At 68.4% G+C, this 24,395-nt stretch carries 23 protein-coding genes and 4 pseudogenes; 18 read left to right on the forward strand and 9 right to left on the reverse strand.

The window, feature by feature from the left end:
• The 3 genes and pseudogenes from ACTWQE_RS27035 to ACTWQE_RS27045 all read left to right on the forward strand — a co-directional run.
• Positions 1–578 (forward strand): annotated as a pseudogene (locus ACTWQE_RS27035) (Acg family FMN-binding oxidoreductase); the annotation flags it as partial.
• A gap of 363 nt (positions 579–941) precedes the next feature.
• The gene (locus ACTWQE_RS27040) at positions 942–1,082 is read left to right on the forward strand and encodes a hypothetical protein (RefSeq protein ID WP_443331695.1); all 141 of its coding nucleotides are present in this window, start codon (positions 942–944) and stop codon (positions 1,080–1,082) included.
• On the forward strand, positions 1,064–1,315 hold the full coding sequence (locus ACTWQE_RS27045; protein WP_443331696.1) for a hypothetical protein: 252 nt from the start codon (positions 1,064–1,066) through the stop codon (positions 1,313–1,315). Before ACTWQE_RS27040 ends, ACTWQE_RS27045 begins: the two co-directional genes overlap by 19 nt.
• Before the next feature lie 183 nt (positions 1,316–1,498).
• On the opposite strand, the pseudogene ACTWQE_RS27050 reads toward ACTWQE_RS27045, so the two are convergent.
• Positions 1,499–1,664 (reverse strand): annotated as a pseudogene (locus ACTWQE_RS27050) (IS5/IS1182 family transposase); the annotation flags it as partial.
• Positions 1,665–1,772: 108 nt separating this feature from the next.
• Here ACTWQE_RS27050 and ACTWQE_RS27055 point away from each other — a divergent pair.
• Complete coding sequence (locus ACTWQE_RS27055; protein ID WP_443331674.1) at positions 1,773–2,006, forward strand: helix-turn-helix domain-containing protein; 234 nt, start codon at positions 1,773–1,775, stop codon at positions 2,004–2,006.
• Between the two features lie 42 nt (positions 2,007–2,048).
• Entirely contained in the window at positions 2,049–2,510 is a 462-nt protein-coding gene (locus ACTWQE_RS27060) for an ISL3 family transposase (protein WP_443331675.1), read from the forward strand.
• On the opposite strand, the gene ACTWQE_RS27065 is transcribed toward ACTWQE_RS27060, so the two are convergent.
• Complete coding sequence (locus ACTWQE_RS27065; protein ID WP_443331676.1) at positions 2,493–3,308, reverse strand: SDR family NAD(P)-dependent oxidoreductase; 816 nt, start codon at positions 3,306–3,308, stop codon at positions 2,493–2,495. The genes ACTWQE_RS27060 and ACTWQE_RS27065 overlap by 18 nt on opposite strands.
• 467 nt (positions 3,309–3,775) lie before the next feature.
• Between ACTWQE_RS27065 and ACTWQE_RS27070 the strand changes: the two genes are divergently transcribed.
• Positions 3,776–4,516, forward strand: coding sequence for an alpha/beta hydrolase (locus tag ACTWQE_RS27070; RefSeq protein WP_443331677.1), 741 nt, complete (start codon positions 3,776–3,778; stop codon positions 4,514–4,516).
• Between the two features lie 167 nt (positions 4,517–4,683).
• On the opposite strand, the pseudogene ACTWQE_RS27075 reads toward ACTWQE_RS27070, so the two are convergent.
• Positions 4,684–4,788 (reverse strand): annotated as a pseudogene (locus ACTWQE_RS27075) (IS5-like element IS4811 family transposase); the annotation flags it as partial.
• A gap of 54 nt (positions 4,789–4,842) precedes the next feature.
• On the opposite strand from ACTWQE_RS27075, the gene ACTWQE_RS27080 reads away from it, so the two are divergent.
• The 6 genes and pseudogenes from ACTWQE_RS27080 to ACTWQE_RS27105 all read left to right on the forward strand — a co-directional run bounded on the left by ACTWQE_RS27080 (position 4,843) and on the right by ACTWQE_RS27105 (position 12,227).
• Complete coding sequence (locus tag ACTWQE_RS27080) at positions 4,843–5,901, forward strand: Mu transposase domain-containing protein (protein ID WP_443331678.1); 1,059 nt, start codon at positions 4,843–4,845, stop codon at positions 5,899–5,901.
• Complete coding sequence (gene istB / locus ACTWQE_RS27085) at positions 5,898–6,668, forward strand: IS21-like element helper ATPase IstB (RefSeq protein ID WP_443331679.1); 771 nt, start codon at positions 5,898–5,900, stop codon at positions 6,666–6,668. The genes ACTWQE_RS27080 and istB overlap by 4 nt, the downstream gene beginning before the upstream one ends.
• A gap of 55 nt (positions 6,669–6,723) precedes the next feature.
• A pseudogene (locus tag ACTWQE_RS27090) lies at positions 6,724–7,102 on the forward strand (radical SAM protein); the annotation flags it as partial.
• A 21-nt stretch (positions 7,103–7,123) separates the two neighbouring features.
• Positions 7,124–7,279: a CinA family protein gene (locus ACTWQE_RS27095; protein ID WP_443331694.1), complete on the forward strand. Its 156-nt coding sequence runs from the start codon at positions 7,124–7,126 to the stop codon at positions 7,277–7,279.
• Between the two features lie 296 nt (positions 7,280–7,575).
• Positions 7,576–7,959, forward strand: coding sequence for a CU044_2847 family protein (locus tag ACTWQE_RS27100; RefSeq protein WP_443331680.1), 384 nt, complete (start codon positions 7,576–7,578; stop codon positions 7,957–7,959).
• 2 nt (positions 7,960–7,961) lie between these two features.
• Complete coding sequence (locus tag ACTWQE_RS27105) at positions 7,962–12,227, forward strand: nSTAND1 domain-containing NTPase (protein ID WP_443331681.1); 4,266 nt, start codon at positions 7,962–7,964, stop codon at positions 12,225–12,227.
• 92 nt (positions 12,228–12,319) lie between these two features.
• Here the strand turns inward: ACTWQE_RS27105 and ACTWQE_RS27110 are convergent, their stop codons facing one another.
• The 5 genes from ACTWQE_RS27110 to ACTWQE_RS27130 form a co-directional block, all read right to left on the reverse strand.
• Positions 12,320–13,855 (reverse strand): ISL3 family transposase, encoded by a 1,536-nt coding sequence (locus ACTWQE_RS27110; RefSeq protein ID WP_443331682.1) that lies wholly within the window; start codon positions 13,853–13,855, stop codon positions 12,320–12,322.
• 77 nt (positions 13,856–13,932) lie between these two features.
• Positions 13,933–14,226 (reverse strand): hypothetical protein, encoded by a 294-nt coding sequence (locus ACTWQE_RS27115; protein ID WP_443331683.1) that lies wholly within the window; start codon positions 14,224–14,226, stop codon positions 13,933–13,935.
• A gap of 245 nt (positions 14,227–14,471) precedes the next feature.
• Positions 14,472–14,648: a hypothetical protein gene (locus ACTWQE_RS27120; RefSeq protein ID WP_443331684.1), complete on the reverse strand. Its 177-nt coding sequence runs from the start codon at positions 14,646–14,648 to the stop codon at positions 14,472–14,474.
• A gap of 185 nt (positions 14,649–14,833) precedes the next feature.
• Positions 14,834–15,406, reverse strand: a complete 573-nt coding sequence (locus ACTWQE_RS27125; RefSeq protein WP_443331685.1) for an HD domain-containing protein — start codon at positions 15,404–15,406, stop codon at positions 14,834–14,836.
• A gap of 14 nt (positions 15,407–15,420) precedes the next feature.
• Positions 15,421–16,476 (reverse strand): helix-turn-helix domain-containing protein, encoded by a 1,056-nt coding sequence (locus ACTWQE_RS27130; protein WP_443331686.1) that lies wholly within the window; start codon positions 16,474–16,476, stop codon positions 15,421–15,423.
• Positions 16,477–16,739: 263 nt separating this feature from the next.
• On the opposite strand from ACTWQE_RS27130, the gene ACTWQE_RS27135 reads away from it, so the two are divergent.
• The 6 genes from ACTWQE_RS27135 (at position 16,740) to ACTWQE_RS27160 (ending at position 21,242) form a co-directional block, all read left to right on the forward strand.
• Positions 16,740–17,060, forward strand: coding sequence for a hypothetical protein (locus ACTWQE_RS27135; RefSeq protein ID WP_443331687.1), 321 nt, complete (start codon positions 16,740–16,742; stop codon positions 17,058–17,060).
• A gap of 112 nt (positions 17,061–17,172) precedes the next feature.
• Positions 17,173–17,577: a hypothetical protein gene (locus ACTWQE_RS27140; RefSeq protein WP_443331688.1), complete on the forward strand. Its 405-nt coding sequence runs from the start codon at positions 17,173–17,175 to the stop codon at positions 17,575–17,577.
• Positions 17,574–18,272, forward strand: coding sequence for a DUF6875 domain-containing protein (locus ACTWQE_RS27145; RefSeq protein ID WP_443331689.1), 699 nt, complete (start codon positions 17,574–17,576; stop codon positions 18,270–18,272). The genes ACTWQE_RS27140 and ACTWQE_RS27145 overlap by 4 nt, the downstream gene beginning before the upstream one ends.
• Positions 18,188–19,072, forward strand: a complete 885-nt coding sequence (locus ACTWQE_RS27150) for a protein kinase domain-containing protein (RefSeq protein ID WP_443331690.1) — start codon at positions 18,188–18,190, stop codon at positions 19,070–19,072. The genes ACTWQE_RS27145 and ACTWQE_RS27150 overlap by 85 nt, the downstream gene beginning before the upstream one ends.
• Complete coding sequence (locus tag ACTWQE_RS27155) at positions 19,066–19,554, forward strand: GNAT family N-acetyltransferase (RefSeq protein ID WP_443331691.1); 489 nt, start codon at positions 19,066–19,068, stop codon at positions 19,552–19,554. The genes ACTWQE_RS27150 and ACTWQE_RS27155 overlap by 7 nt, the downstream gene beginning before the upstream one ends.
• 437 nt (positions 19,555–19,991) lie before the next feature.
• Positions 19,992–21,242: a hypothetical protein gene (locus ACTWQE_RS27160; protein WP_443331692.1), complete on the forward strand. Its 1,251-nt coding sequence runs from the start codon at positions 19,992–19,994 to the stop codon at positions 21,240–21,242.
• A gap of 201 nt (positions 21,243–21,443) precedes the next feature.
• On the opposite strand, the gene ACTWQE_RS27165 is transcribed toward ACTWQE_RS27160, so the two are convergent.
• The gene (locus ACTWQE_RS27165; RefSeq protein ID WP_443331693.1) at positions 21,444–23,831 is read right to left on the reverse strand and encodes a Helicase associated domain protein; all 2,388 of its coding nucleotides are present in this window, start codon (positions 23,829–23,831) and stop codon (positions 21,444–21,446) included.
• Between the last annotated feature and the right edge of the window lie 564 nt (positions 23,832–24,395).

A 24,395-nucleotide genomic window follows, 5' to 3' on the forward strand; every position in this document is an offset into this window, starting at 1 on the left:
CCTTCGCCGAGAAGGACCTTCCCGAAGAAGTGAAGGCCGCCTTGCAGAACGCCGCCGCACAGGAGGGAGCGGTGCTGCTCTTCCCCGGCCCCTGGCATGCCGAGACACTGCTTGATCTGGTCCGTGATGCGGAGAGCCGTGACGTGATGGACCCGGACGCCAGCGAGGACCTGGTGCGCTGGACCCGGCTCGGACCGGAAGCGGACACCGCCGTCGACGGCGTCCCCGAGTACGCGTTCGGGCCGCGTAAACGGGACGGCAAGGCTCCCGTGCGGGACTTCACCGGCCGCCGGCCGGGTCGCCGATCGCGGTGCCACCGTCTTTGAGCACACCCCGCATCTGGCCCTGCTCAGCACGCCCGGTGACGGACCGCCGACTGGCTGCGTGCCGGGCAGGCGCTCGAACGCGTCCTGCTGGAGGCCACACTGGCCGACCTGGCCACCTCCCTGACCTCCCACGCCCTGGAAAACCGTGACCTGCGCCTGCTGGCCCGCGACCCGAAAGCAGGCACGGGCCAGATGCAGATGGTGCTGCGCCTGGGCTACAGCCCCAGAGGTCCGGCTACTCCACGCCGCCCCGACTCCAGGTTGCGGACCTGGAGTCGGCCGACCTTCGAGAAGCCAAGCTCAGTGGTGCCGTGCTCCGTGGGGCGAGCTTCCTGTATACGGACCTCAGCGACGCGGAGCTCCAGCGCGCGGACTTGAGGGAGGCAAACCTCGCCGTGACCAACGGGAAGTCCGGCTATGGATACCTGGAGCCCACTCAAGTGGCCAAGGCGCGCATCTACCGATCGACAAGACTGCCAGCAGCCCTCCGCATTGCTGCGGGCGGGAGCCAAGATGTTGACCGCCGAAGCGGAGGTGGTCGGCAGGGAGCCGTGCCGAGATGCGACCACTGCTGGTCGGCGGTGCGATGGGAGCGTGCCGCAGACGATCGCTCGCGTGCCCATCTCGTTCGGGATGGTGACCATCCCGGTCCGGCTGCACGGAGCGCGAGAGCCCCACCCGGTCCCGCTGCACCTGGTGCACGCGTCCGACGGCGGGCGGATCCGCTACCGCAAGGTGTGCGAGCTGGAGCCGTAGAGGTCCCGAACCGACAGATCGTCCGGGGCTACAGCGCCCTCTGCGGGGGCATCCTCGCGGCCACGGCCGGGTCGGCACTGGCCCAGACGGCCACACCGCCGGAGCGCAACAACACGGTTGCGCCGTCGGACCGCAAGAATCACGGGACGATCGCACCGCTCGATCGGAACCAGACCATCATGCCGCTGAATCGCAACAACACAGTCGCGGTGGCCGAGAACCACGGCAGCTGACGCAGAGACGCCGAGCGTGCCGTCGTGTACGCCTGGTTCAACGGGTAGATGGGGCATGAGGAATTAGCGAAGCAGCGCGCAGGTGAGCAGCGGCCCACCGCATGTCGGCGGGCCGCTGCTCACCTGCACCGGGGCGGGGAGTCCTGGAAGGGCGTTTAGTGTGGGTGGATTGCCCTTTATCTCCTAGTAGGTTCCTCGCCGGGTGGGGGTCGTCTCGTCCGTTATACGCTTGGCGAGGCTGTCGATCGACGCGACGTGGACCATGGCTTTCGGAGCTGGCGGGGAGGGTCTCGTAGTCGCGGGCCAGGCGTCGGCGGAGCATGAGCCAGCCGAGACTTCGCTCGTACCGGAGTCGGGCCCTCACTCACTCGGACGGACCAGGTTTCCTTCGTCCGGATCATCGTGCGGCCGTGGCTGCGGACGTGCGGGGGCTCTGTTACCCGGGCGGAGACTGACTGTGTGGTCCCGGCACGCCACCGTCCACGCACTTCTGGATGCCGGCCACAGCCGACGGGCGATCGCCCGCCAGCTCGGCATGACCTACCGGACGGTGAAGCGATACGCCGACGCCGCCGGTCCCGAGGACCTGTTCCAGGGGCAATGGCAAAACCGTCCTAGCCAACTCGACGAGTTCAAGCCCTACCTGGACGAACGCTGGGCCGAGGGCTGTACCAACGCCTGGAAGCTATGAGAGGAGATCACCACCCGAGGCTACCGGGGCAGTTACGGAGGCGTGCGGGCCTACATCCACCTCAAGCGATCCTCGCCCCAGTCTGTCGGTCCTCGCCCACCGTCACCCCGCGCGGTTGCCGTATGGATCCTGCGGCATCCCGAGCGCCTGCCCGAAGTCGAACACCTCCAGCTCAAGGCCGTCCTCTCCCGTTGCCCTGAGCTGAACGCCCTTACCGGCCACGTTCGCACCTTTGCCCACATGCTCACACACCGCGAGGGTCACCAGCTGCCTCAGTGGCTCCGCGCCGTCCGAGAAGACGACCTGCCCAGCCTCCACGCCTTCGCCGCCGGACTCGAACGCGACCTCGACGCCGTCATCGCCGGGCTCACCTTGTCCTGGAGCTCAGGTGTGGTCGAAGGACGCGTCAACCGGATCAAGATGCTCAAACGCCAGATGTTCGGGCGGGCCGGCTTCGACCTCCTTCGAAAGCGTGCTCTGCTTGCTTCAGCGGAGGGCGATTAGGTTGCCGGTAACAAGCCTGGCTTCATCGGACGCGAGGAACACGATGGTCTTGGCAACCTCGGTTGTCTCGGCGACATGGAAATGTGTGCGACTCGATGCGACGAATTGTCGCACCTCGTCCGTTACCCATCCGGTGTCGGTCACCGGCGGATGCACCACGTTGGCGGTGATACCGAAGTCAGCCAGTTCCGCAGCGGCGGACAGGGTGTAGTTGGTCTGGGCGGCCTTGGCAGCGCCGTAGGAGACTTCACCGGGAAAGCCGAGATCCCCGCCCGACGACAATCCGACAATCCTCCCCCAGCGGGCAGCGCGGGCCTGGTGTCGCCGGGCAAACTCACTGATCAGCAAGGCCGGGGCCATAGCATCTACTGCGAACTGCCGGGACCACGTCTGCGCGGTGACGGAACGCAGCGGCCGGCCAAACCGGTCGACCGGTGCCGGAGTGAAGGAGTCCTGAACCCATCCCGAGGCATTGTTGATCAGGATGTCGACTGGACCGAGACGTTCCTCAGCCGTGTCGAAGATGGCGCCGGGAGCAGAGGGGTCACTGAGATCCGCTTCGAAGGCCTCGGCCCGCCCACCTGCCTGACGAATCCCTTCAACTACTTCGACGCCTTCAGCAGCCCGATCGATGTGATAGCGCTCCGTCGAGTCTGTCTGATCAGGATCGTGCGGCCTCAGGTAAGTACAGAGCACCGCGACACCGCGGTGGGCAAGTGCTCTGGCGGTCGCCGCCCCGATCCCCTGGTTCGCTCCTGTCACGATGGCAACATGGCTCGCCTGCAACGTCTCACGCATTCCAAAAGTACTAGCAAGTAAACATGGCAGAGCGGAACCGATTTATGTCCCATCAGGTGCCACCAGCCACCAGCGACGCGCTACGGCAGGCGGCCAGCGTCGCTTCTGCACTTTACCAACGGATATCTCACGCTCAGTAAGCGCACCACACAAGTTGGGCCAGATCCTGAGAAACGACAGCGCCCCCCAGCGCGCCCCGCCGTCGCAGAGCCTCGCCTCGGGAAGCCGCGATGAGGCCCCAAGTAGCTCGCCGTGGTGTTCTGACTCCTTGGCATCCGGCCACGGAGCCCGCGCAAGAACCCGTTTGGCGGACCACCGCGACCACTGCTACGTTTCCGGAGGCCGTGCGAGAGAACGAGGAGGTGGTACCCGTGACCGTATTCACCTGGGTGCTCTCCTCCGGGGTCACGGTCGGGCGATAGGTCGTCCGGGAGCGCCGTACATGCGCACTCCCGAAAGGCACGACCATGCAATTCACTTCTGAACAGCGCCTCGACGACGGCATCCTCGAGCGCGAATTCACCCTCGGCGAGATCCCCGGCATCCTGTGGACGCCCGCATCCGCCTCCGCATCCGCACCGGCGCCGCTGATCCTGCTCGGCCATCCCCCGCTCGGACTGCACAAGATGTACCCCCGACTGGCGGGGCGGGCCCGGCGCGCCGCGGCGGATGGCTTCACCGCGGCCACCATCGAGCTCCCCGGGAGCGGTGACCGGCCCCGTTGGGCCGCCGTCGAGCAGGCCCGCGCCGACCTTCGCCGGGCTATGGAGGCCGGCGAGCCGGTCGGCGACGAGATCATCGACGCCCTCATCCTCCCGCTCGTCGAAAATTCGGTCCCGGAATGGCAGGCCGCCCTGGATGCCCTTCTCTTGCTGCCCGAGATCGGCGGCCCGGTCGGGTACTCAGGGGGAGTGATCTCCATCGGCATCCGGTTGGCGGTGGTCGAGCCGCGCATCGTGGCCGCCGGCTTCTTCGCCGGGAGTTTCGTGCCCGCGGCCATGTTCGAGGAGGCCCGCCGGGTCACCATTCCGCTGCATGTCCTGCTGCAGTGGGACGACGATGGGAACGACCGGCAGGCGGCCCTGGACCTGTTCGACGCCTTCGGCTCCAAGGAGAAGACGCTGCACGCCAATATGGGCGGCCACACGGGCGTCCCGCAGTTCGCAGGGGAGGACGCGGCCGGGTTCTTCGCCCGGCACCTGAAGTGAGGCTGGGCCGTCAGGCCACCAGCAGACGGTATGCCGTGCTGGCCAGGATGCTGCTCGTCGAGGGCAGGTCCCGGCGCTCCTCTGCTGTTTCTGCCGCGGGCCCCTGCCAACTCGGCAGCGGCCCGCGCTGCCCGAAGCCATGAACTGTTCGAGGCGGATCAGGCGACGGCGGTCGCCGGACGCCTCGGCCAGCTGGGGGTGGCGCCTTTCCGCGCGAGGCGCCTGGTCATGAGGGTGATTGCGGCCCAGGTGATCAGTGTCTCGGATTCTCTGAACTAACTTCCGGAAGGCTGACCAGCGCCCTGCGGGCCGGTGGTAGTGACCGTGTGTCCGGTGATCCGGCTGAGATCGGGCATACCGAGGGCGACGGTGGTTCGCCGGTCGATCTGGGCGAGCTTGGCTTCAGCGCCGACGAGGGCAAGATCCTCGCCCATCTGGGCATCGCGAAGGTCTACTCGTTCCACATGACGCTGTCGTACTCGCGTGATCCGTTCTGCTGCTTCACCACCAGTCAGGACCTGCAGACGTTCTTCGACTGCCACCGGCGGGCGTTCGCACACTTCGGCGGGGTGCCGATGTCGATCGTCTATGACCGCACCAAGACCGTGGTCCGCCGCCACGTCGCTCCTGGTGAGGCGGTTCCGCTGCATCCGGAGGCGGTCGGGTTCGCCGGCCACTACAACTTCGACATCGACGTGCTGGCCGCCTACCGCCCTATGGGCAAGGGCCGCGTCGAACGGCAGGTTCTGATCGTGCGTGATCATGTCCTGGCCGGGCGGGCCTTCTCCTCCGTCGAGGAGATGGACGCCGCGTTCATGGCCTGGGTGCCGCAGCGACGGGCCCGCACCCACGGCACTCATCACGAGGTCATCGGGCACCGGGCAGCAAGGGACCACGCGGCCCTCAAGCCGCTGCCGCCGAACCCGTACCTGGTGGCCGAGCGGCAGCTGCGACATGTCGGCAAGGACTGCATGGTCGCCTTCGACGGCAACCTCTACTCGGTGCCCGCCCGCCGTGTTCGCCCCCGCCAGCTGGTCGAGATCCGGGCCACCAGATCGCAGATCAGCCTGCATCTGACCGCCGCAGACGCCGGTGCTCAGAGTCTGCTGGCCGTCCACGACCGGGCTGTTGGCCGCGGGGCCCGTGTCGTCGACGAAAACCACTGGAGCGGTCTGCCCCAGGGCAACAACCGGCGGACCACCACCGACGCGTCCGTTCCCCCGCCGCGGCACGAGCCCGCAGCTGATGCGGATGCCGGTCCGCTGCAGGCCCTGCTGAACAGGGCCGCGGCCACCCGCATCGAGGTCGGCCGGCGCCCACTGTCGGTCTATGACGAACTCACCGGCACCCACCCCTTCACCTCCCAGAGCAAGGAATCGTCTTGAGCGAGCTGACCGGCAACCGCATCCGCACCACGGCGACCAAGCTCGGTCTGCCCCACCTCACCGAAAGCGTCGATGAGCTGGCCCGACGAGCCGAGGAAGGAAAACTCGGCTACCTGGACTTCCTCGACCTGGTGCTTTCCGAGGAACTCGCCGTCCGGGACGACCGCCGCTTCCGCCGGTCTCTGCTGTTCTCGAAGCTGCCGCACCACAAGACGCTGGACGACTACGACTTCTCGTTCCAGCCCGACCTCGACCCGCGCAAGGTCAAAGACCTGGCCACCCTCTCGTTCGTCGAGGCCAAGGCCAACGCGGCCCTGCTGGGCCCGCCCGGAGTGGGCAAGACGCACATTGCGGTCGCTCTGGCCGTCGCGGCCTGCCGGGCCGGCTTCTCGGTCTACTTCACCACGCTCGACGACATGGTCCGCCACCTCAAGGCCGCCGAGGCCGCGGGCCGGCTGACCAGCAAACTGGGCTCCTACCTGCGGCCCGGCGTTCTGGTGGTCGACGAGGTCGGCTATCAGCCCCTGGAACGCGCCGAGGCGAACCTGGTCTTCCAGGTCATCTCGAAGCGTTACGAGAAGGGCTCGATCATCCTGACCTCGAACAAGACCTTCAGTGAATGGGGCCAGGTCTTCGGCGACGAAGTCCTCGCCACCGCGATCCTCGACCGCCTCCTGCACCACTGCGACGTCGTCGCGATCAACGGCCCCAGCTACCGGCTCAAGAATCGCCTCAAGGCCATCGAACGGGACACCAACGTGGCCTGATCACTGGCCACGTTCATTCGTACGGGACTGGCCACATCGGAGAGTACGCGGACACCGGGAGCCAAACGTATTCATCGTCGACGACGTCGCCTTCATCCGCCCCGAGCACGGGCATGCCATCGCCGCCGAGCTGGAACGCCGCAAAATCCGCAAGCACTACTACCTGGAGACCCGCAGCGGCGTCCTGCTGCGCAACGAAGAGGTCTTCCAGCGCTGGGCCCGGCTGGGTCTGAAGTACATGTTCCTCGGCATGGAGGCCATCGACGCCGAGGGACTGGACCTCTACCGCAAGCGGGTCAGCCCCGACGACAACTTCCGCGCCCTGGAGGCGGCACGTCGGCTCGGACTCAACGTGGCGATCAACCTCATCGTGGACCCGGCGTGGGACGAGGAGCGCTTCCGCGTCGTCCGGGGAGTTCGCCGTCGCCGGACCCACCGGTCAGGACGGCAAACCCGTGGGATTGGTCTATATCGGCGTCTCCGACACGGGGCGCACCGTTAGCCACGAGTTCAGAAGCAGCGGCTCGACGCGCGACGAGGTGCGCCGCCAGACCGTGGAGCGGGCGCTGAGCCTGCTGGTCGACCATCTTGACCGGCTGGAGAAGAGCTGACGGAGGCCGGCGGAGAGCCGTGCGGTGCCTTGAGCGAACTGGCCGGCCACGCCATCGGCCGATCCTGCGGCGGAGCCTTCGGCGGTCGTCAAGAGCAGACGGCTGCCGCGGTGGCGAGGTCGGCAGGGGTGTCGATCGGGCTCGGCGCTGACCAGGGCCGCAGGTCGGCCACGGAACCGCGGAGGTTGGCCGAAATGGTTATTGCTGCCCTGTGACCGGCGACGATGGAGTGGTTGATGAGGCCGCGTCCTACACGAAACGAGGGGCGGAGCGATCGGATGTGACGGGGGAGCACGATGGCCTATGTGGTGGAGCTGCCGCTGGACGAGGGCGGTGACGGAGCGGGTCAGGTCGTCAAGGTCGAGGTTCAGGAGAAGCCGGGAGACGGACTGGTCAAGGTGGCTCGGCCTGGACAGGTCGTGGCCAGGGCGACCCGGTCCATGGGAGAGATGCTGTCCGGGCTCCGGCCCGTGGCCCAGCAACTGGTGAACACCTTCAGTGAGACTGCGCGGGGTCCGCAGGAGATTACCGTGGAGTTCGGCCTGTCGATGTCGGCCGAGGCCGACATTGTGATCAGCAGTAGCACGGCTCAGGCACACTTCACCGTGATCCTCAAGTGGGACCGCAGCGGGAACCAGGCGGAGGATGCGGGCCGCCGGGCTGCCGATCCGGAGGGGTGAGGGTGCCGGACAGTGCCGCACCGACAGGCCGGGGCGGCCCGGCGGCGCTCGACTCGGCCGTCCTACGCATCACGGACCACCAGGGAAACTGCTGGGGTGCCGGCTTCCTGGTCGGGGAACAGACTGCCCTGACCTGTGCCCACGTCGTGAGCGCCGCCCTGGGAACTCCCGAGGAGGAGCCTCCCGCGGCCGCGGCGCGGGTGTTCGTGGATCTGCCGCTGCTGCCCGCAGCCGAGCCCGGCCGGGCCCCGGTGCCGGCACGGATCGTGCACTTCACGACAGGCGACGACGTCGCGGTGCTCCGTCTGGAGACCGTGATTCCGCAGGAGCGCCCGGTGAGAATGGTCGACGCCCCGGACGTGTGGGGACATCCAGCTCGGATCTTTGGCTTCCCCCAGGGGCGTCAGGCCGGTGTGTGGCACGCCGGAGTACTCCGTTCCCGTCAGGCCGACGGGTGGATCCAGACCGACCTGGCGTCCGACGGCTACCGCGTCTCCGGGGGCTTCAGCGGCAGTCCTGTGTGGGACGAGGACCTGTCCGCCGTCGTAGGCATGGTGGTCGTTGCCGAGTCCGGGGAACCCGCGGCGAGCTACCTCATCCCCTCCAACGCACTGCTGCGCAACTGGGAACCGCTGCGGGCCCTGACGTTGCAGCCCTCCCCGTTCCGCGGCCTGGCTCCGTTCCGGGAGGCGGACGCAGCATCCTTCCGGGGGAGGGAGGAAGAGACCCAGGAGCTGACCGCCAGGGTCGCCGCCGAACGGCAGGTTTGTCTGGTCGGCCCGTCCGGGTCGGGTAAATCCTCGCTCGTCCTGGCCGGCGTGGTGCCGAGCCTGCGCGCCCAGGGATTCTCCGTGGGCGTACTGCGTCCCGCCTCCGGCAGCCGGCCACTGTCAGCACTGGCAGCCGCGCTGCTGCCTCTCCTGGAGCCCGACCTGTCCGCTGTCGAACGGCTGGACCGGCTTCCGGCGCTGGTACGCGTCCTCGCGCAGCAGGGCGTCGCGGACACCGTCACCGCCATACGGGAACGTCACGGAACGCGCAGCCTGCTGCTCGTCGTCGACCAGTTTGAGGAACTGCTCGTCTCTGCTCCCGACCTTGTGGACGAGCTGGCCGACGCGCTCTACACGGCGAACCTTCCGCGGGACCTGCACGTGCTCACCACCCTCCGCGCCGACTTCCTGGAGAGGGCGCTGGCCCATGCGCAGGTGGGTGCCGCTCTCCGCACCCGGCTCTACGCCCTTGCCGCTCCCAGCCCGCAACAGCTCCGCCAGATCGTCACCGCACCGGTGGCCGCCGTACCGGGAGTCGGCTACGAGGCCGGTCTCGTCGAACGCGTGCTGGCCGACGCGGGAGAGGAACCGGGCGCGCTGCCCCTGCTCGGCTTCACCCTGGACCGGCTCTGGCGGAACCAGGAGGGCGGGGTCCTCACCCACGAGTCCTACGTGGCACTGGGCGGCGTGGCGGGCGCGCTGGGGCAGCACGCCGAACGCCTGTGGAGCGCGCACGTCCCGGAGTCCGCGCTGCCCGCCGCCCGCCGCCTGTTCGCGGCGCTGGTGCGCGTGCCCCTCGGCACCAGCGCGATCACACGGCGGACGGCCCTGCGTAGTGAACTGGACACCAAGGCCTGGAGCATCGCGCAGATCCTGGCCGATGCGCGCCTGCTCGTCACCGGGCGCAGCGCCGAGGGCGTCGAGACGGTGGAGGTGGCGCACGAAGCCCTCATCAGCCAATGGCGGCGCCTGGCCGACTGGACGGAGGAAGACCGGTCCTTTCTCGTATGGCGCGAAACGCTGCGCCACGACAGGGAACGCTGGGAGCACGGTGGCAGGGCGCCCGATCTGCTGCCCTCGCAGTCAGTCCTGGAAGCGGCCGAACGCTGGCTGCCCGACCGTGGCCGGTTCCTGACCGACGCCGAGCAGGACTACCTTCGCCGCGGGCAGGCCCACCGGCAGGCACGACGGCGCAAACGGCGGGCCCTGACCACCACCATCGCCTCCCTCACCGCCCTGGCGGTCCTCCTCGGCTCACTGTTCGCCTACTACCGCTACGTCAGCAACCAGCGCGCGGCGGAGTCCACCTCACGCGTGCTGGCGCAGAGTTCGACCGACCTTCGTACCTCGGATCCAGTGGTCTCCGTCATGATGGCGCTGGCGGCCTACCGGACGTCCCCGACAGAGCAGGCCCGCGATGCCCTCCTGCGCGCCCGGCTCGCGTACCGCCCCGATCAGCGCATGCTGTCCGGATCTGACGGCTCCGTCAGCAGCGTCGCTGCGAGCGCGGACGGCGAAGTTGTCCTCGTTCACTCGGACATCGGCAAGCCCACCCTGTACGTACACGCGGCCACGGGAACGGTGAGCAGGCAACGGCTCGACCTGCCGTACCAGGCCAAACTGAGCTTCGTTTCCCCGGACGGGCGCCGGGCCGGATTCTTCACGGAACAGCGGGAACTGGTGTGGTTCGACGTGCGGCCAGAGGGCGGCCCCGGCCGGCTGGCCGGCCCAGCGCACCGTCTGCCGCCCCGGCTCAGCTCGCCGCCCAGCCTCAGCGATATCAGTGACAACGCCGCGATCTCGAGCGACGGGCGCATCGTCGCGCAGACAGGGGCGGGCTCCACCGCTGTCGCCTGGTGGGATCTTCAGAAGGGGACGTCGGGAACGGTTCCGCTGCCTCCCGGCCTGCCGAAGACGAGCAGCTTCGACGGCGTCTACATCAGCTCGGACGACCGCAGGCTGATCGCTCACGCCTACGACCAGAAGGCCGAGAAAAGCTCGCTGATCGCCATCGATCGGAGCACTCGGCATACGCAGGTCATCCTGCCGCCGACCGCGCACCTCAAGGTCTCAGCCGGAGGAAACACGGTCGCCAGCTGCGAGTCGTCGAAGAAGCACGGAGGGCGCGCACTCGTCGTACGGAGTACCGGGCGCCCGGGTGCGGTACTCCACTCCACGGACCGGGGCCTGGGCGAGGGCAACACCTGCGGGCTGGAAGCCGTTGATGACAGCGGCAGATGGGCGGTGACACAGGAATACGATGATTACGGGTCCCGTCTTTCTCTGCTGGACCTGAAGAATGATCGACGTCGGCTCTTCGGCAGGAGTTCCGGAGACGACGAAAAAACGGTGCACAAGGTGGTCTCGGTCCACGGCGCACCAGTGATCCTCGCCTCCACAGAGAAGAACGTGATGTACATTCCGGCCCTGCCGAACAGTGCTCCGGCGGATCCGCTGATGAAACCGTCCCTCTCCCCTGACGGGAAGTCCTTCGTGGGCCTGGCAGACGACGGGAAACGTATCGAACGCCGCACGTCGGATGAGCCCGGCAAAGTGCTGGCCAGTACGAAACGCCAGGCGGGCGACCTCGAAAGCAGGCACGCGGTGGTCGCGTTCAGTGCGGACGGGGAGGTGGTGGCCGACCAGGTCGGGAAGAGCACCGTCCTGCTGCGCCGGGCCTCGGACCTACGTCCGCTCCGTACGATCACCGCCATGGATCCGCCGGCTGTTGACCGCGGGTCAGAGGACTCGGGTTTCAGCTTCCTCCTCACCAGAGACAGCGTGGTGACGTTATCCGGCACGGTGGTGCAGAAATGGGACCGGAGGACCGGCCGTCGGACGGAGCAGACGGACTTGCGCCGACTGATCACCGGTGTCTCCGCCAAGAGCACCCTTACATTCACTACGTATCCGAAGGACGGTCATGTGGCCGTCGTGGTGTGGGGGGAGCCGAAAGTCCACATCGTCGACACGGTGACGGGGCGCGAGGTGAAGACGATCGAGACGGGATCGGACACGGCGTCGATCCAGTTCGGCCCGGCCGGAAAGCACTTCGCTCTGCTCCGCCGGGGAGGGAACGCCGAACTCTGGCAGAGCAGTCCGTCCCGTAAGAGGATCGGACCGATCTTCACCAGTGACCCCCACGGCAATGCATTCGCCGCCCAGTTCCTCCGCGACGGGCGTTTCCTGCTGGCTGCCGGTGCCTCGGTGCACTTCTACGACATCGACGAGGGCAGGTCGAAAGACACCTATACCTTCGGCGTCCCCGACGGCGACGGTTCCACGGGGTACTCCTACATCGATGCCTCGGGCGACGGCAAAACGCTCTTGTTCCGTGACGACGAGTTCGCGGACACCCCGCACCGCACCATCCGGCTCGACGCCGACCTGTGGAAGCGTCAGCTGTGTCGCGTGGTCGGTTACCGGGAATTCACCACTGAGGAAAGAGAGAGTCTGGGCGCCCCCATCCCGGAAGAACCCCTCTGCCACGACGGATGACGCCGTCCGTCCCCGGACGACAGAAGAAGGCGGGGAGGGGGGCTGTCCATCAAACGGCCCTGTCTCATATTCGGTGGTAGCGGAGGGTGATGCTATCCGAGGAGGATGCGGTGGCGGAGGAGAGTGAACCCTGCTCTGCCGTGCATCTGCCGCGCGATCAGCTTGGTCTTGGTGTTGACGCCCTCGGTGGGTCCGTTGCTGTATGGGAGTGTGAAGGCGGCGATCACAGCGTCGCGGTCTCGCTCCAGACCCCGGGTGAAGGCGTGCAGATGGGGCAGATCGGCTGCGCGGACCTGGGCGATCCAGAGCTCGAGCGTGGCGGCATTTCCTGGGTGAGGCTTCAGGAGCTGGGCGAAGGTTCGGATGTGGGCGGCCAGTTGGGTCAGCTGGGGGCAGGCGGCGGTGAGCCGGGCCAGGAGGTCGTGATGCTCGGCCTTGAGTTTGTCGGGCCTGGTGAGCAGCATCCGGGCGAGCCTGCGCGGGGAGATGTGGCTGCGGTCGGCGTCCGCGCGGCCTTGGTTGATGTACTTGTGCAGGAGGTTGAGACAGCCTGTGAAGCCGAGGGCCTTGATCTCTTGGAAGAGGTGCAGGACGGGGACGGCGGGGTTCTCGGCCCGGCGTTTGCGCAGGTGCTCGCGGTAGGGGTCGACGAGGCTGGCCCGGTATTTAGGGACGCGGAGCATCCTTTCGGGCTGATCGGCACGGGCGTAGCGCTTGACGGTGTTCAAGGCCAGTTGCAGACGGCGGGCGCATTCGAGCAGGCCCACGCCTTGGCCGAGCAGGTCGTGGACCTGGTGCCAGCGCTGAAGGGTGGTCTGTGCGCGGGGCCCGTCGTACAGGGGCGCGTCCAGCACGGTGGCCCGGCAGCTGCTGTGTGCCTTGACCTCACTCAGGGCGGCTTCGCACAGGTTGTGCCACAGATGCCAGCGGTCGGCGACCTGCACGGCATCGGGCAGGGCGCGGCGGATGGCCTCGGCATAGGTGGCCGAGCCGTCGCGGCACACGACCTCGACGCCCGGATGGGCACGCAGCCACGCCTCCAGGGTGTGGGCCGTGCGGTCGGGCAGCACGTCGATCCGCTCATGGGTCTCGGCGTCGATCACCACGGTGGCATAGCGGTGCCGCCGGCGCAGAGCGAAATCGTCGACGCCGATCACGCGGGGCGCCCGCCCGGTGGGCAACGGGATGCGCAACAGGGCGCGCAGGGCAGTGTGACGCGAGACGCCCACAGCGAGTTTCGCCAGCAAACGTGCCCCCGCCCGGCCTGCTAACTCTTTGACCACGGCCTTGACTTGCCTGGTCAGACGGGCGGTGCGTCGCTGGTATCGCTCCAGTACCCCGGGCACCTGCTCGCGGAAGGTGTGGCGGCAGTCGCGCGTGGGACACACCAGGCGCCGCACCCGCACACGGACCACCACCCGCCGCCCGTCCACCGACACATCGGCCACCGTCCGCAGGTGAAAGCCGTGCACCCGCCCAGACGGCGCCCCGCAACCCGGACACGGCACCGGTTCCTCCGGCGTCCGCGCCCGCACCAGAATCCGCTCGCCCTCGTCGGTCACCTCCTCGATGACCAGCGACGACAGCCCCGAAAACACCACATCCACAAGCTCGTTGACATTCCACACGTCATGTCAACGACAAGCCAGCACGCTCTGTCACCACCGAATGTGAGACAGGGCCAGAGATCCGGTGCGCCCTCGAATTACTGCTGCACTGGCGGCTCGGGACGGTTGAGCAGCATCCCCAGGATACGAAAGGCACGTTCGGTTGCTGGCTCCGGGCCAGGGCCCCACAACGCGGTGAGCACGATCGCGACCACCAACATCAGCTCCACGACGACTACCGCGCCCCCGAACTCAGGGAAGAGGACAAACACCCCTGCTGCGGGAACGATCAACGATTTGCGCAGAACCTGGGGGCCGCCCGGGGAAGCAGGAGAGATGACAGAACGGAGCTTTGCCTGAGGCTCGACGCTGGAGGATTTCTTCTTCGCCACGGGAGGCCCTTCGGGAACAGAAAGCCTTCCCGCGTGGCTCAGGCGGGCTGTCCCGGGCTACCTTCCTCACTCCCGGCCGTCCTCCGGACTGCAGGCAGCACCTGGCGGGACCATTGCCAGCGAATCAACCTCCGGACGCAGCAAATCGTAGCGCAAGTCCACCGCCCGCACCCGAACGCGGCGGATAGGCCCCGACGCAGGGCGCACCTCGCCAGCGGCGCCCCAGCGCCCTTCGAGCCGTGCAGTCACCCGCAACCCGGTCCCGGGGCCGCCGCTCGGCCGTGGTCGTCGACGTTGTTGCTCAGCTGCGCCCCAGCCGCCAGGATCTCCGCCTGGCTGACGGCCCGGTCGTCGATGTGGAACCGCTGACGCGGTGGTTGCTGCCGGTCACGCCGCTGCTTCTTGGGCTTGAACCGTCCCATCGAGGTACCCCCTCCGTGTGTGATCAGCCAAGCCTCAGCCAGGCGCGAACTGCGGCACAAGACCGCCTCACGCCATACCCCGCTGCCCGGCCGCAGCCGCCCCCCTGCCGCAACACGCAACGGATGGCCGCCGGACGGCAAGAGGCCCCCAGCAACGCCAGGGGCCTCGCCGGGGACGGTGCCGGTCAGGGCAGGAAGTTCTGCTGCCACTGGAGCGAGTCCATGCTCAGCGCGGCGTCCGCGAGGGCCTTCGCGGACGGCGTCTTGAGCGAGGCGAGGCTGGTGTCGATCCAGTTCTGGGTGAGGCTGTAGCCCTGCTCCCGGTACTCGACCGCTTGGACCAGGCATTCGAGCTTGTCGGCGTCGCGGGCCACGATCGCCTCCGGGGTTTCGCCGGCCTCGTATTCGTTGACCGCGCTCTGCACTCCGGTGCGTACGGCCGGGTGGGCGTTGGAGACCTGGTCGGCGGTCACCTCGCCGTTCGGGGCGGCCTTGATGTACTTCCGGCCGATGTGCGGGATGTCCCCGACCCGCGTCTCCTGGCTGTCGTGGAACAGGCACATCAGCGCGACCCGGGCCGGGTCGACGCCTTCCATCATGGCGAGCACCGAGCCGATCACCCCGACGCGGAAGGAGTGCTCCGCGACGGATTCGGGGGCCTTGTTGCCGGTGAACCACCAGCCGGTCCGTGCGACGCGCTTGAGCACGCCCATCTCGGAGATGAAGCTCGCGGTGCCCTGGATGGTGTCGTCGGCCATGCGGTCCTCCAGTGTCAGCGATTGTGATCGAAAACGTAGTGGACGTGGGCGAGCTCGCGCCGCGATCTCGCCGACAGCGCCGCCCCGTCCAGGAGTTGGCCGGCCTGCTCGTGTAAAGGGCCCGCGAGCGGCCCGGCGGCCTGGGAAAGCCACGGGAAGGCCGCCAGCAGCGCCCACAGCGAGTGCGCGTAGAGGTCGACGTAGCCGGGTGCCAGGTGCAGCCCGCGGGCGAGGCCCCGCAGCAGGGTCACCGGATCCCAGCCCGACAGGTCCCGGTCCCGCATGAAGGCATCGTCCGGCTGCGGCAACGGCAACGCCCCCAGCCACAGCGCCCAGTAGTTGAGGTTCGCGGCCTCCGCGGTGTCGTCGTCGGCCAGGGCGCGGTCGATGAAGTCCAGCAGCGGCTGCGGATCGCCCAGCCGGGCGAGCGCCGTGGCGGTGGAGCGGGCCTCCGCCCAGTGCGGCGACCAACCCCGCCGGGCCAGCACGTCACGGCGCCGGTGAAGGGTGTGCGCGGTCCATGCCGCCGCGTCCGGCCCCCGGTCGTACGAGGCGAGGTAGAGCGCCTGGCGGTGCAGCAGCACCCCGCTCTCGCCCTGCCGGGCCGCCGCCTCGGTCGTGCCCCGCAGGTGGTCGAAGAACACAGCCCGGTCCGCCGCCGCCAGCTGCGGCGCGGCGGCGACCGGGCCGCGCCGGGGCCGGGGTAACCGCCCGGCGAGCGCCGGCGGGACGGTGCCGTTCAGCGCCCAGGCCAGCATGTGCGCGGTGTCCCGGGTGTGCACCCACCCGGCCAGCGGGTGCGGCCCAGGGGCCTGGCAGTCCAGCCCGGCCGCGATGATCCGGTCCGCGTCCATCGCTGCGTCCAGCCACGGCACCAGCGTCACGTCCGCGCCGAGCGCCGGCAGCCGCCTGCGTAACTCCAGCAGCGCCCCGGCCCGCATGTTCGCCAACGGGCGCCGCCCCGACTCCCAGCCCTGCAGCGTCTCCACGTCCACGCCCAGGGCCTCCGCCAAGGCGGCCTGCGTGCGCGGCATCGACTCGCGGACCAGGCGCAACACGAACCCGCTCACGGCACCTGCTGATGTTCGTCGCGGCCTGCCCATACCGGCCTGCTCCCCGGTCGCCCTGCGCACCGAAACCCGTACTCACAGTCAGTCCTACCGCATCCCGCCCGCCCCTACCGTCGGGATGCGGTCGATGTCCGACGAAGGAGACCGTGCCGCCCGCGACCACACGACGCCAGCGAGGCACCGATGAGCAGCACGCACCTGGTCCTCCACGACCCCGAAGGACGCCTCGAAGCGGAACTCCTCCTCGACCGGGAGCTCCACAAGTGCCTGGTCAAAAAGCCGTGCTGGGATGGACCAGCAACCCCGGCCTGCCTCCCGCGGACCGTCAGCAGATCGCCCTGCTGCTCACCGGCACCGCCCGCGCCGTCGCCGCCGCTGTCCGCCGCGCCGCGGACCTGCTGCCCGAAGCCCACGCCGCCCGCGCCCTCGCCACGTCGTCCTCGAGGAAGCCGAGCGACGCCTGTCCGTACCGCTGGAAGGCACCGCTCGCTGCGCCCAGGGCCACGCCCGGCTCGTACGCGCCCTGTACGAGCCCTGGACCGCCTCGCAGGCGTCGCGCACCCCAGGCCGTCACGACCCCTTGAGACCACCGCGCACCCGGCCGGGACCGGATCTCCCGGGTGCGCGGTGCACGGCACCACACCCGGCCCAACCCGGGCCGGGCGCGTACCACTCGAAACCGAGAGGGGCACCACCGTGAGTACCGCAACGACCGAGCTGCGCCGGTTCCTGACCATCACCGGCCAGCGCCTCAACAACGGCCAGTCCGCACCCGAGATGTTCTCCCCGGCCGTGGACGCGGCCTGGCACGAACTGCTCGGCACCCCCCACTACACGGCCCTCTGCCAGGAGACTGCCGGCCAGCCGATCGGCCACGCCGCCAACAACGGCCACGGCCCGATCTCCTGGGTCACCGCCTACGAAAAGGCGTACGGACCGCTGCCGGAGATCTGGTTCACCGACGCCGACGCAAACGTCGACCAGAAGGCCATCGCCCACTACCGCGCCACCGGCACCGTGGTCGCCGAGTGGGACTGCTCCCCGACCGGCGGCGACGGCGACGACGTCGCCCCCGACCGGCCGGAGACCGCCCGCCGGTGACCACCGGCCGCACCACGCCAGCGCCCCGGCCCACCGCCGGGGCGCTGCGCCTCGTTGAGGCCAGCACCACTCGGCCGACGACCGTGGACATCAGCGACTACGCGCGGCAGATGACCGCCCACTGCCCCTACCTGGCCCCGTCCCTGCGCGCGGGCCTGACGACTTGGACGGTCTACCGCGCCGTCGGCGACGCCGAAGCCGTGGAGGCGGAGCTCTTCCACGCGGGCGCCCAGGCCGCAGAGTGGCTGCGGCCTTTACTGAACCGGCCGCACGGCATCCTGCGGTGCGAGAACATCGTCCTGGTGGGCGAGGTGCCCGGCACCCGGCACCGTGACCTGCTGGCCTGGCCGCACTGGGCGCTGAAGAACCTCTACGGGCCGGTCGGGGTGATGTTCGGCAAGTTCTACGCGGGAGAAGAGGAAGTCACCGCGGCCGGCCACCGGATCCCGGCCGCCCCCGCCTCATTCCTCCCCGTGAGGGCCGCCGTCCGTCGCCGCGACCCGCAGTTCCTGCGCGCGACCCCCGACCTGGCCGCCGCGCTCGCCGCAGCCGCCGACGACGGCCGCGACGTGTTCGAGCACATCCCCACCGAGTGGAAAGAGATCCGAACATGGACCAGACACCTTCTCCCCCCAGCGAAGCCGTCGCCCTCCTCACCGGACAGATCGGCGAGCCCGCCCGCGCCCGGCTCCTGAGCGACCGGCGCGGCTCCCGGGCCTGGAAGATCCGAGGACCCCGGGGCACCGTCGCATTGAAGGCCAACAACCCCGACGGCGACGAGGCTCGCGACAAGGCCGCCGAGATGGCCCAGGAGGACGACCACCTCCTTCGCCTCACCGCCGCCGGCGCCCTCAGCCCCGACTACCGGGTGAGCGCAGGGACGTGGGAGGGCGGCCGGTGGCTGGCCGTCAACTGGATCGACGGCGTACCCCTGTGGCGGGCCCTCGCCCTCGCCCGCGGGCCCGAAGGAGACCGCGCTGCGGTCCGCCCCTGGCTCCTGGGCATCGCCCGCACCTGGGCGCAGCACCTCGCCCGAATGCACGCCGCCGACTGGGCCCACGCCGACGTACAGCCCACCAATACCCTCGTCACCACCGGCGGTCGCGCGGCGGTCATCGACTACGCCCTGGCCTGCGGTCCGGGCCACGACCGCCGAGTCCCGTACCGGGGCGCCCTCACCCACACCACCGCCCCCGAGATCGCCACCGCGATCCTCTCCACCCCCGAGGACTCCCACATCCAGGCACAGCCGGCCGCCGACACTTGGAGCCTGGGCGCCTCCCTGTTCTGGTGCTGGACCGGCCACCGCCCCGTCGTCTACGACGACGACACCGACCGGATGGAGAAGCTGCGCGCCATCGCCAAGGGCAGCACCACGGCAATCAGCGCCGTCCGGCCCTGGCCCTTCCCCGCCCTCGAACAAGCCATCACCGCCTGCCTGTCGACAGACCCCGCCGACCGGCCCACCGCCGAAGAGCTGGCCGCCTCATGGTGACCCTGCAAGACATGACGCCCGACGACGCCCCGGCCCTCCAGCGCATCTACAACGGCGCCTCGGTCCGCTACACGACCGGCAGGACACTCACGCTCGACGAGGCACAGAACAAAATCCGTACGGCCCTCGCACGGGCCGCGGAGACCCCGCGCCAGCAGTGGACATGGGCAATCACCGCCGAAAGCGACCTGATCGGCCGGATCGCCCTGCGCCGAAGGACCCGGTACATGGCCACCCTCAGCTACATCCTCCGTGAGGACACCTGGGGCAACGGCTACGCCACCGAAGCCGCCAAGCACGTCGTCCAGTTCGCCTTCACCGCCGCCGGCCTCGAACGCCTGGAGGCCATGCACCACCCCGCAAACCCGGCCTCCGGCCACGTCCTTACCAAGGCCGGGTTCACCCCAACCGGCACATCCGACCGGTACACCGACGACGGAACCACCGTGCCGTACCAGACGTACGCGCTGCAGAAGCCGTGAGGCACACACCGAAGGCTGCTCCCCGGGACACCGGAGCTGCGGCCCTCCCCCTCAAGGCCCCGTCATGCTCTCCGCCCCGGACACAGCACCGTCACCGGTACAAGCCCCGGAGGATCCGTCATGACATCCCCGGGGCCCGGCTCGGGGGTCGCAACGTCCAACGACGTTGCGGCCCCGCCGTCGTGCGCGGGTATTCGACTTTGGCGGTCTGCGCCGTTCATGACCTGCGCTGCGGCGCATCAAAGCTCGTCAGCGGTCACGTTGTGGCCACCTACCGGGACGGCCGACGACCCGTCATGCTGAACCGGGGCGAACCAACACACACCACATGAGCGAATTTCGTGACCAGCATGAATCACGCTCGGCCCTAGCTCTAGCCCTAGCGCCGCCTGTGCCGCAGTGGCAAGGCCTCGATGCTCGCTGAAAGGAGCAGAGCCGTGCTGGACAGTCACAGCGAAGACGATTTTGAGCCCGAGAGCGATGAAGAACTGTTTCGGAACCCTGTCTGCTATGAGCCGGCGGGCCGCAACCTGGACCTTGAGCGGGGCGACCTCGGGATCCCTGAAGTGCCGGGACTGCTGGCGACGCTTGTGAGCATGCGCGGACGGGTCCCCGTCGACCGGCGGGGACTCATCTGCCCGGACTGCCGGGACCTTCGAGGCAGGCGTGTTTCTATGTATCTCGTCGAGCGTGACGGCGTGTGGCTGGCATCCCACTACCGGAAGCCAGGCGAGAGGGCTATCAGCCACGAGTCCGACGAGCATCTGGCGAGGAAGGAACGGGTCGCCAAAGATTCAGAAGACTATGGCTACCGAGCCGACGTCGAGTCGGCCACGCCGGACGGCCGTGCTCGGCTCGACGTTCGCATCCAAGGCGACAACGGAATTGTCCTGGGCTACGAGCCCCAGTTAAGCTTTCAGCCCGCCCGCACCATGCGTCTCCGTGAGGGTTTTCGCCGCCGCGCAAACATCCGATCCGTCTGGGATTTCGCGGAGCCCGATCACGACGGCCTTGGCGTGGTCCCGTACGTGCGCACTCCTAACCTGCCGGCGTCTGTCATACGCGTCCAGAAGAACCCGATCGAGGTCCGAGACGGGAACTACGTGCTCGAAGAGGGGCGATGCAGCCCTACCGGAACCATTGCCCGTTGCCCAGAGAAGCCGTATGACCCGGAGAACCCCCTTTCCGACGCCTACTGCGGTCGCTGGCATCTGATCCTCATGCCTGAGCACCAGTCCAGCGCTGCCTACGACACAAGCAAATCGGCACTGACCCTCACCCGATTCATTGTGGAAGCGGCCGGGGGAGCGCGCGTGCCCTTTCGTCGAAACGGCAAGTACGGCTGGCTCCCCTCCGACCAGTGGGACCGATATCTGTCAGCGAACGGGCCGGAAGAGCAGTCTTCGAGCGAGGACCGCAGCGCAGTTCGCCGTGGCGACAGGCGAGCCTTGTGCACGGAAGACCGGCCAGCCACGGAAGTTCGCAACGAGCCCAAGAAGCGTCACGAGAGTCGCACCGTCGTCCTCGAGACCCGCGAGGTGACACCCCAATCCGTCCTGCCCGCGATCGACGCCTCCGGCCAGCCGATCCCGCCTTGCCACATCTGCGGTCAGCCGGCCAGCCTCCGAAATGCAGAAGACAAGCCCGAGCACTATTCGTGTCGTCAACGGCAAGGTGCTCCCTCCTGAGACTCCAGGACACACGCCCAGAACGGCCGCTGCACCCAGAACCGCGCCTGTCTCGTGCGGGCCCTTTACGAACGGCTGGACCGCCTCACAGAACCCCTCCCGGCCGTCACATAGCCCGAGGGCAGCGGCCCGGGATCCCAGTGCCTACACGCACTCCAGTGCGATGCCGCAGGCCGGTGACAGCGAAGGACCCCGACAGCGTCAGGATGCCGCCCAGTTGAGCCCGAGGGCGGCGAGCGCGGCGAGCTTGTCGGCGGTGAGCTTCCCCCGCCTGCTCTTGCTGTTCGACAGGAACACCCCGAGCTTGACCTCCGTCCCGTCTTCCAGCCGCTCTACATGGGCCCTGGGGACCGTCACCGAGCCGGTGCGGGCCCGGTACTGCGCCAGGGCCGCAATGCCTCGTTCGAAGGCACCAGGGCCGCCCTGACGGGCCTTCGCCGGGACCTCCTTCGGCGCGGGCAGCGGCGTGATGCCGAGCCGCTCCAGGAGTTCGCGCTGCCCGTCCATCAGGCTCTGCCACACGGCGTGCTGGCGGTTCTTGGCCAGCCATCGTCCGACGTCCATCCCGTGCACGGTGACGCCAGGCAGGACGTCGGTCTGGCCCTCTTCGTCGCGCAGCAGTTCCCGCACGGCCGCGTAGTGCCGCTGCCACTCCGCCGGCCACGACGGGTTCCAGTCCTCGTCAACGGCCTCCAGCGCCGTCTTCCACTCCGGGTGTCCGTCGAGGGCGCCGGGGCGGCGGAGGTTCGAGATCCACTGCCCGACTGGTTTGTCGAGCGCGGTTGCGGAGCGGGGCGCGCAGAGTGTCCAGTGCTGGTCGTAGTAGGCCTTCGCGGCTTCGAAGTTTTCCTGGAACCGCTCATCGGCCAGTGACCAGACCATGCCGAGCTGCTCGAGTCGCCTCGCGCGCTGGCCGGTCATCTGCCCGGCCCCGTACGCCCTTCGTTGTTCCGCGACCCATTGTCCAAGCGGTGTCGCGCCCTCTTTGTGCCCATAAGGCACTCGGGCGTGATGCTCACGCTCCGTGAATTTTTTGAGTGCCACCCAGCCGCGTGCCCAGTCCTGGCGTTCGGTGTCGATCACGTTGAAGGAGACCCAGTCTGCGACCATCACCGGATCCCTAGGGGCGGCAAAACGGAGCAGCAAGCGGGATTCTTCCTCGCCCTCTTCTGGCGCGACACCGATATGCACGGACGGCTGCGCCACGTCCTTCTGAGGCTCCTGTGGAATCGCGAGCAGTTCCACGGCCTCTTCATCGTGGGCCCGCAGGCCCTCCAAGACTTTCACCAGGGGCCGGTATGAGCCGGAGGTGAACATGTCTTCCGGCTTTTCTCCGGGCTGGAGAAATACCGGCACGATCAGAGAGGCGAGCTTGCCCTGTCCGGGCTTTTGACGGAGCGCCCGGCCGATGGCCTGGACGATATCGTGCGGCGCCCCCTTGGGGTCCAGTAGGGCAACCGAATCCACGCTTCGAATATCGACACCCTCGCCCAAAACGCGACAGTTCGAGAGCACGGCCCGCTGCGCCGTGGACCCGAACGAGCCGAGGACTTCCCGTCGGCGCTCGGGGACGTGCTCGCCGCACAGCCAGTCCGCCCAGATCCGAGCGGGGTACGTCTCGGGCTGGTCGGCGTGCAGTTTGGCCGCGACGCGCTCCAGGCCCTCCGCGTACGCCTGTGCCTCGATGGTCCGGTGGTGGAAGGTGATGCAGGTCTGCAGGTTGTGCTGCGCCATGGTGTGCAGGAGCGCGGCCTGCAAAGCCCCGAGGCGCTGCCCGCGCACCTCTTCACTGCGCCGCTCCTCGCCCATCAGCCGCTCCGGGGTGACGACCGGGTCCTGGAGCTCCAGCACGATGATCTGGTACCGGGCAAGCAACCCGCGCGACACCGCCGACGCGAGCGAGAGCTTGTACAGGACGGGACCGAAGACCTCCTCGTCATCCATGGAAGCCGCCATCTCACGCGGCAGCGGGTCACGCACCCCCTCGGCAATCTCCCGGTTCAGCCGCTCCTCCCAGATCCGCGGCGTCGCCGTCAGGTACAGCCGCCGGTACGCCGGGATGACGGTCTGGTCGTGGATGTCCGCCCACGCCTTACCCATCGAGCCCGAAGTCCGGTGGGCCTCATCAACGACCGCGAGGTCTACTGGATCAAGCTTCTGACCGTAGGCACCCTCGAAAGCCTCCGCCAGGACACCGAGGCTGGCGTACGTCGCGTAGATGGTGACTGGCCCCTGGCCGTGCCACAGCGCCAGCTGCACGGGGTTCGTAGTGGAGCGCACCTTCATGCTCCACAACTCCGGGTCGTCCTGGAGCGAGCACACCGCAACCGCCGACCCCTTGTGCCCGGCGTCGTGCCACGCCTTCACCGTCTGCGCCAGCAGATCCAGCGTCGGCACCAGCACGAGAATGCGCCCCTTGGGCACGAGACGCTTTGCCGACGCCGCCGCAATAATCGTCTTCCCCGTGCCACACGCGGCGTGCACCTGCCCGCGAAGGCCATTCCAGGAAATACCGCCCGGCGGGATATCGAAGCCGCGCACAATGGCGTTCACGGCCTCGATCTGGTGGTCACGCAGCTTCACGGCCATTTCCCGTGCTCTCCTTTTCGCGGAATGTGGCGCGTAATCAGAAGGAAGTCCCAGCGCGATGGTGCCGACACCGGGGGATGTGGTGTCTGGCCCCAGACTCTACACAGTGCCGCATCATGATGCATCATCCTCGCACCAACTTCCGCCCCCAGGGTGCAACATGACCGAATCTCACCCCGAAACAGCCGATTGTCCTGTATGCTGATGGGGCATTGGTGAACGTGTCCGGGTGGTTTCGAGCGTGGAGGCGGGATTCGGGTGGAGCGCAGCGGAGCCCGTCACTGCGGTGGGGCCGGCACTCTGACGGGCCGACAGCCCGTCACATCCGCTGCGGGGATAGTGGCTGGGATTCCCAGTCGCTACACAGGCCCGCGTGTAATGCACCTGCCCCTCGTAGCCAGCCCCAGGATTCCCGCTTGCGGGAATCCTTCAATTCCGCGCTTGCGCGGAATTGACTGCTTTTCAGGATTCCGCTTGCGGAATCCATATTCCCGCGCTTGCGCGGGAATTGACGAAGCGTTAGCGGAGTCATTCGCTATGCAGCGGCTTGCCGCTGCATTTCCC

This window comes from Streptomyces sp. 8N706 (assembly GCF_052245415.1).
GTDB lineage: Bacteria > Actinomycetota > Actinomycetes > Streptomycetales > Streptomycetaceae > Streptomyces.

Bases quoted from the DNA above. Each gene is read 5' to 3' on its own strand.
- ACTWQE_RS27065 (WP_443331676.1), bottom strand. From the start codon at position 3,308: ATGCGTGAGACGTTGCAGGCGAGCCATGTTGCCATCGTGACAGGAGCG.
- ACTWQE_RS27070 (WP_443331677.1), top strand. From the start codon at position 3,776: ATGCAATTCACTTCTGAACAGCGCCTCGACGACGGCATCCTCGAGCGC.
- ACTWQE_RS27100 (WP_443331680.1), top strand. From the start codon at position 7,576: ATGGCCTATGTGGTGGAGCTGCCGCTGGACGAGGGCGGTGACGGAGCG.
- ACTWQE_RS27120 (WP_443331684.1), bottom strand. From the start codon at position 14,648: ATGGGACGGTTCAAGCCCAAGAAGCAGCGGCGTGACCGGCAGCAACCA.
- ACTWQE_RS27125 (WP_443331685.1), bottom strand. From the start codon at position 15,406: ATGGCCGACGACACCATCCAGGGCACCGCGAGCTTCATCTCCGAGATG.
- ACTWQE_RS27150 (WP_443331690.1), top strand. From the start codon at position 18,188: ATGGACCAGACACCTTCTCCCCCCAGCGAAGCCGTCGCCCTCCTCACC.
- ACTWQE_RS27155 (WP_443331691.1), top strand. From the start codon at position 19,066: ATGGTGACCCTGCAAGACATGACGCCCGACGACGCCCCGGCCCTCCAG.
- ACTWQE_RS27165 (WP_443331693.1), bottom strand. From the start codon at position 23,831: ATGGCCGTGAAGCTGCGTGACCACCAGATCGAGGCCGTGAACGCCATT.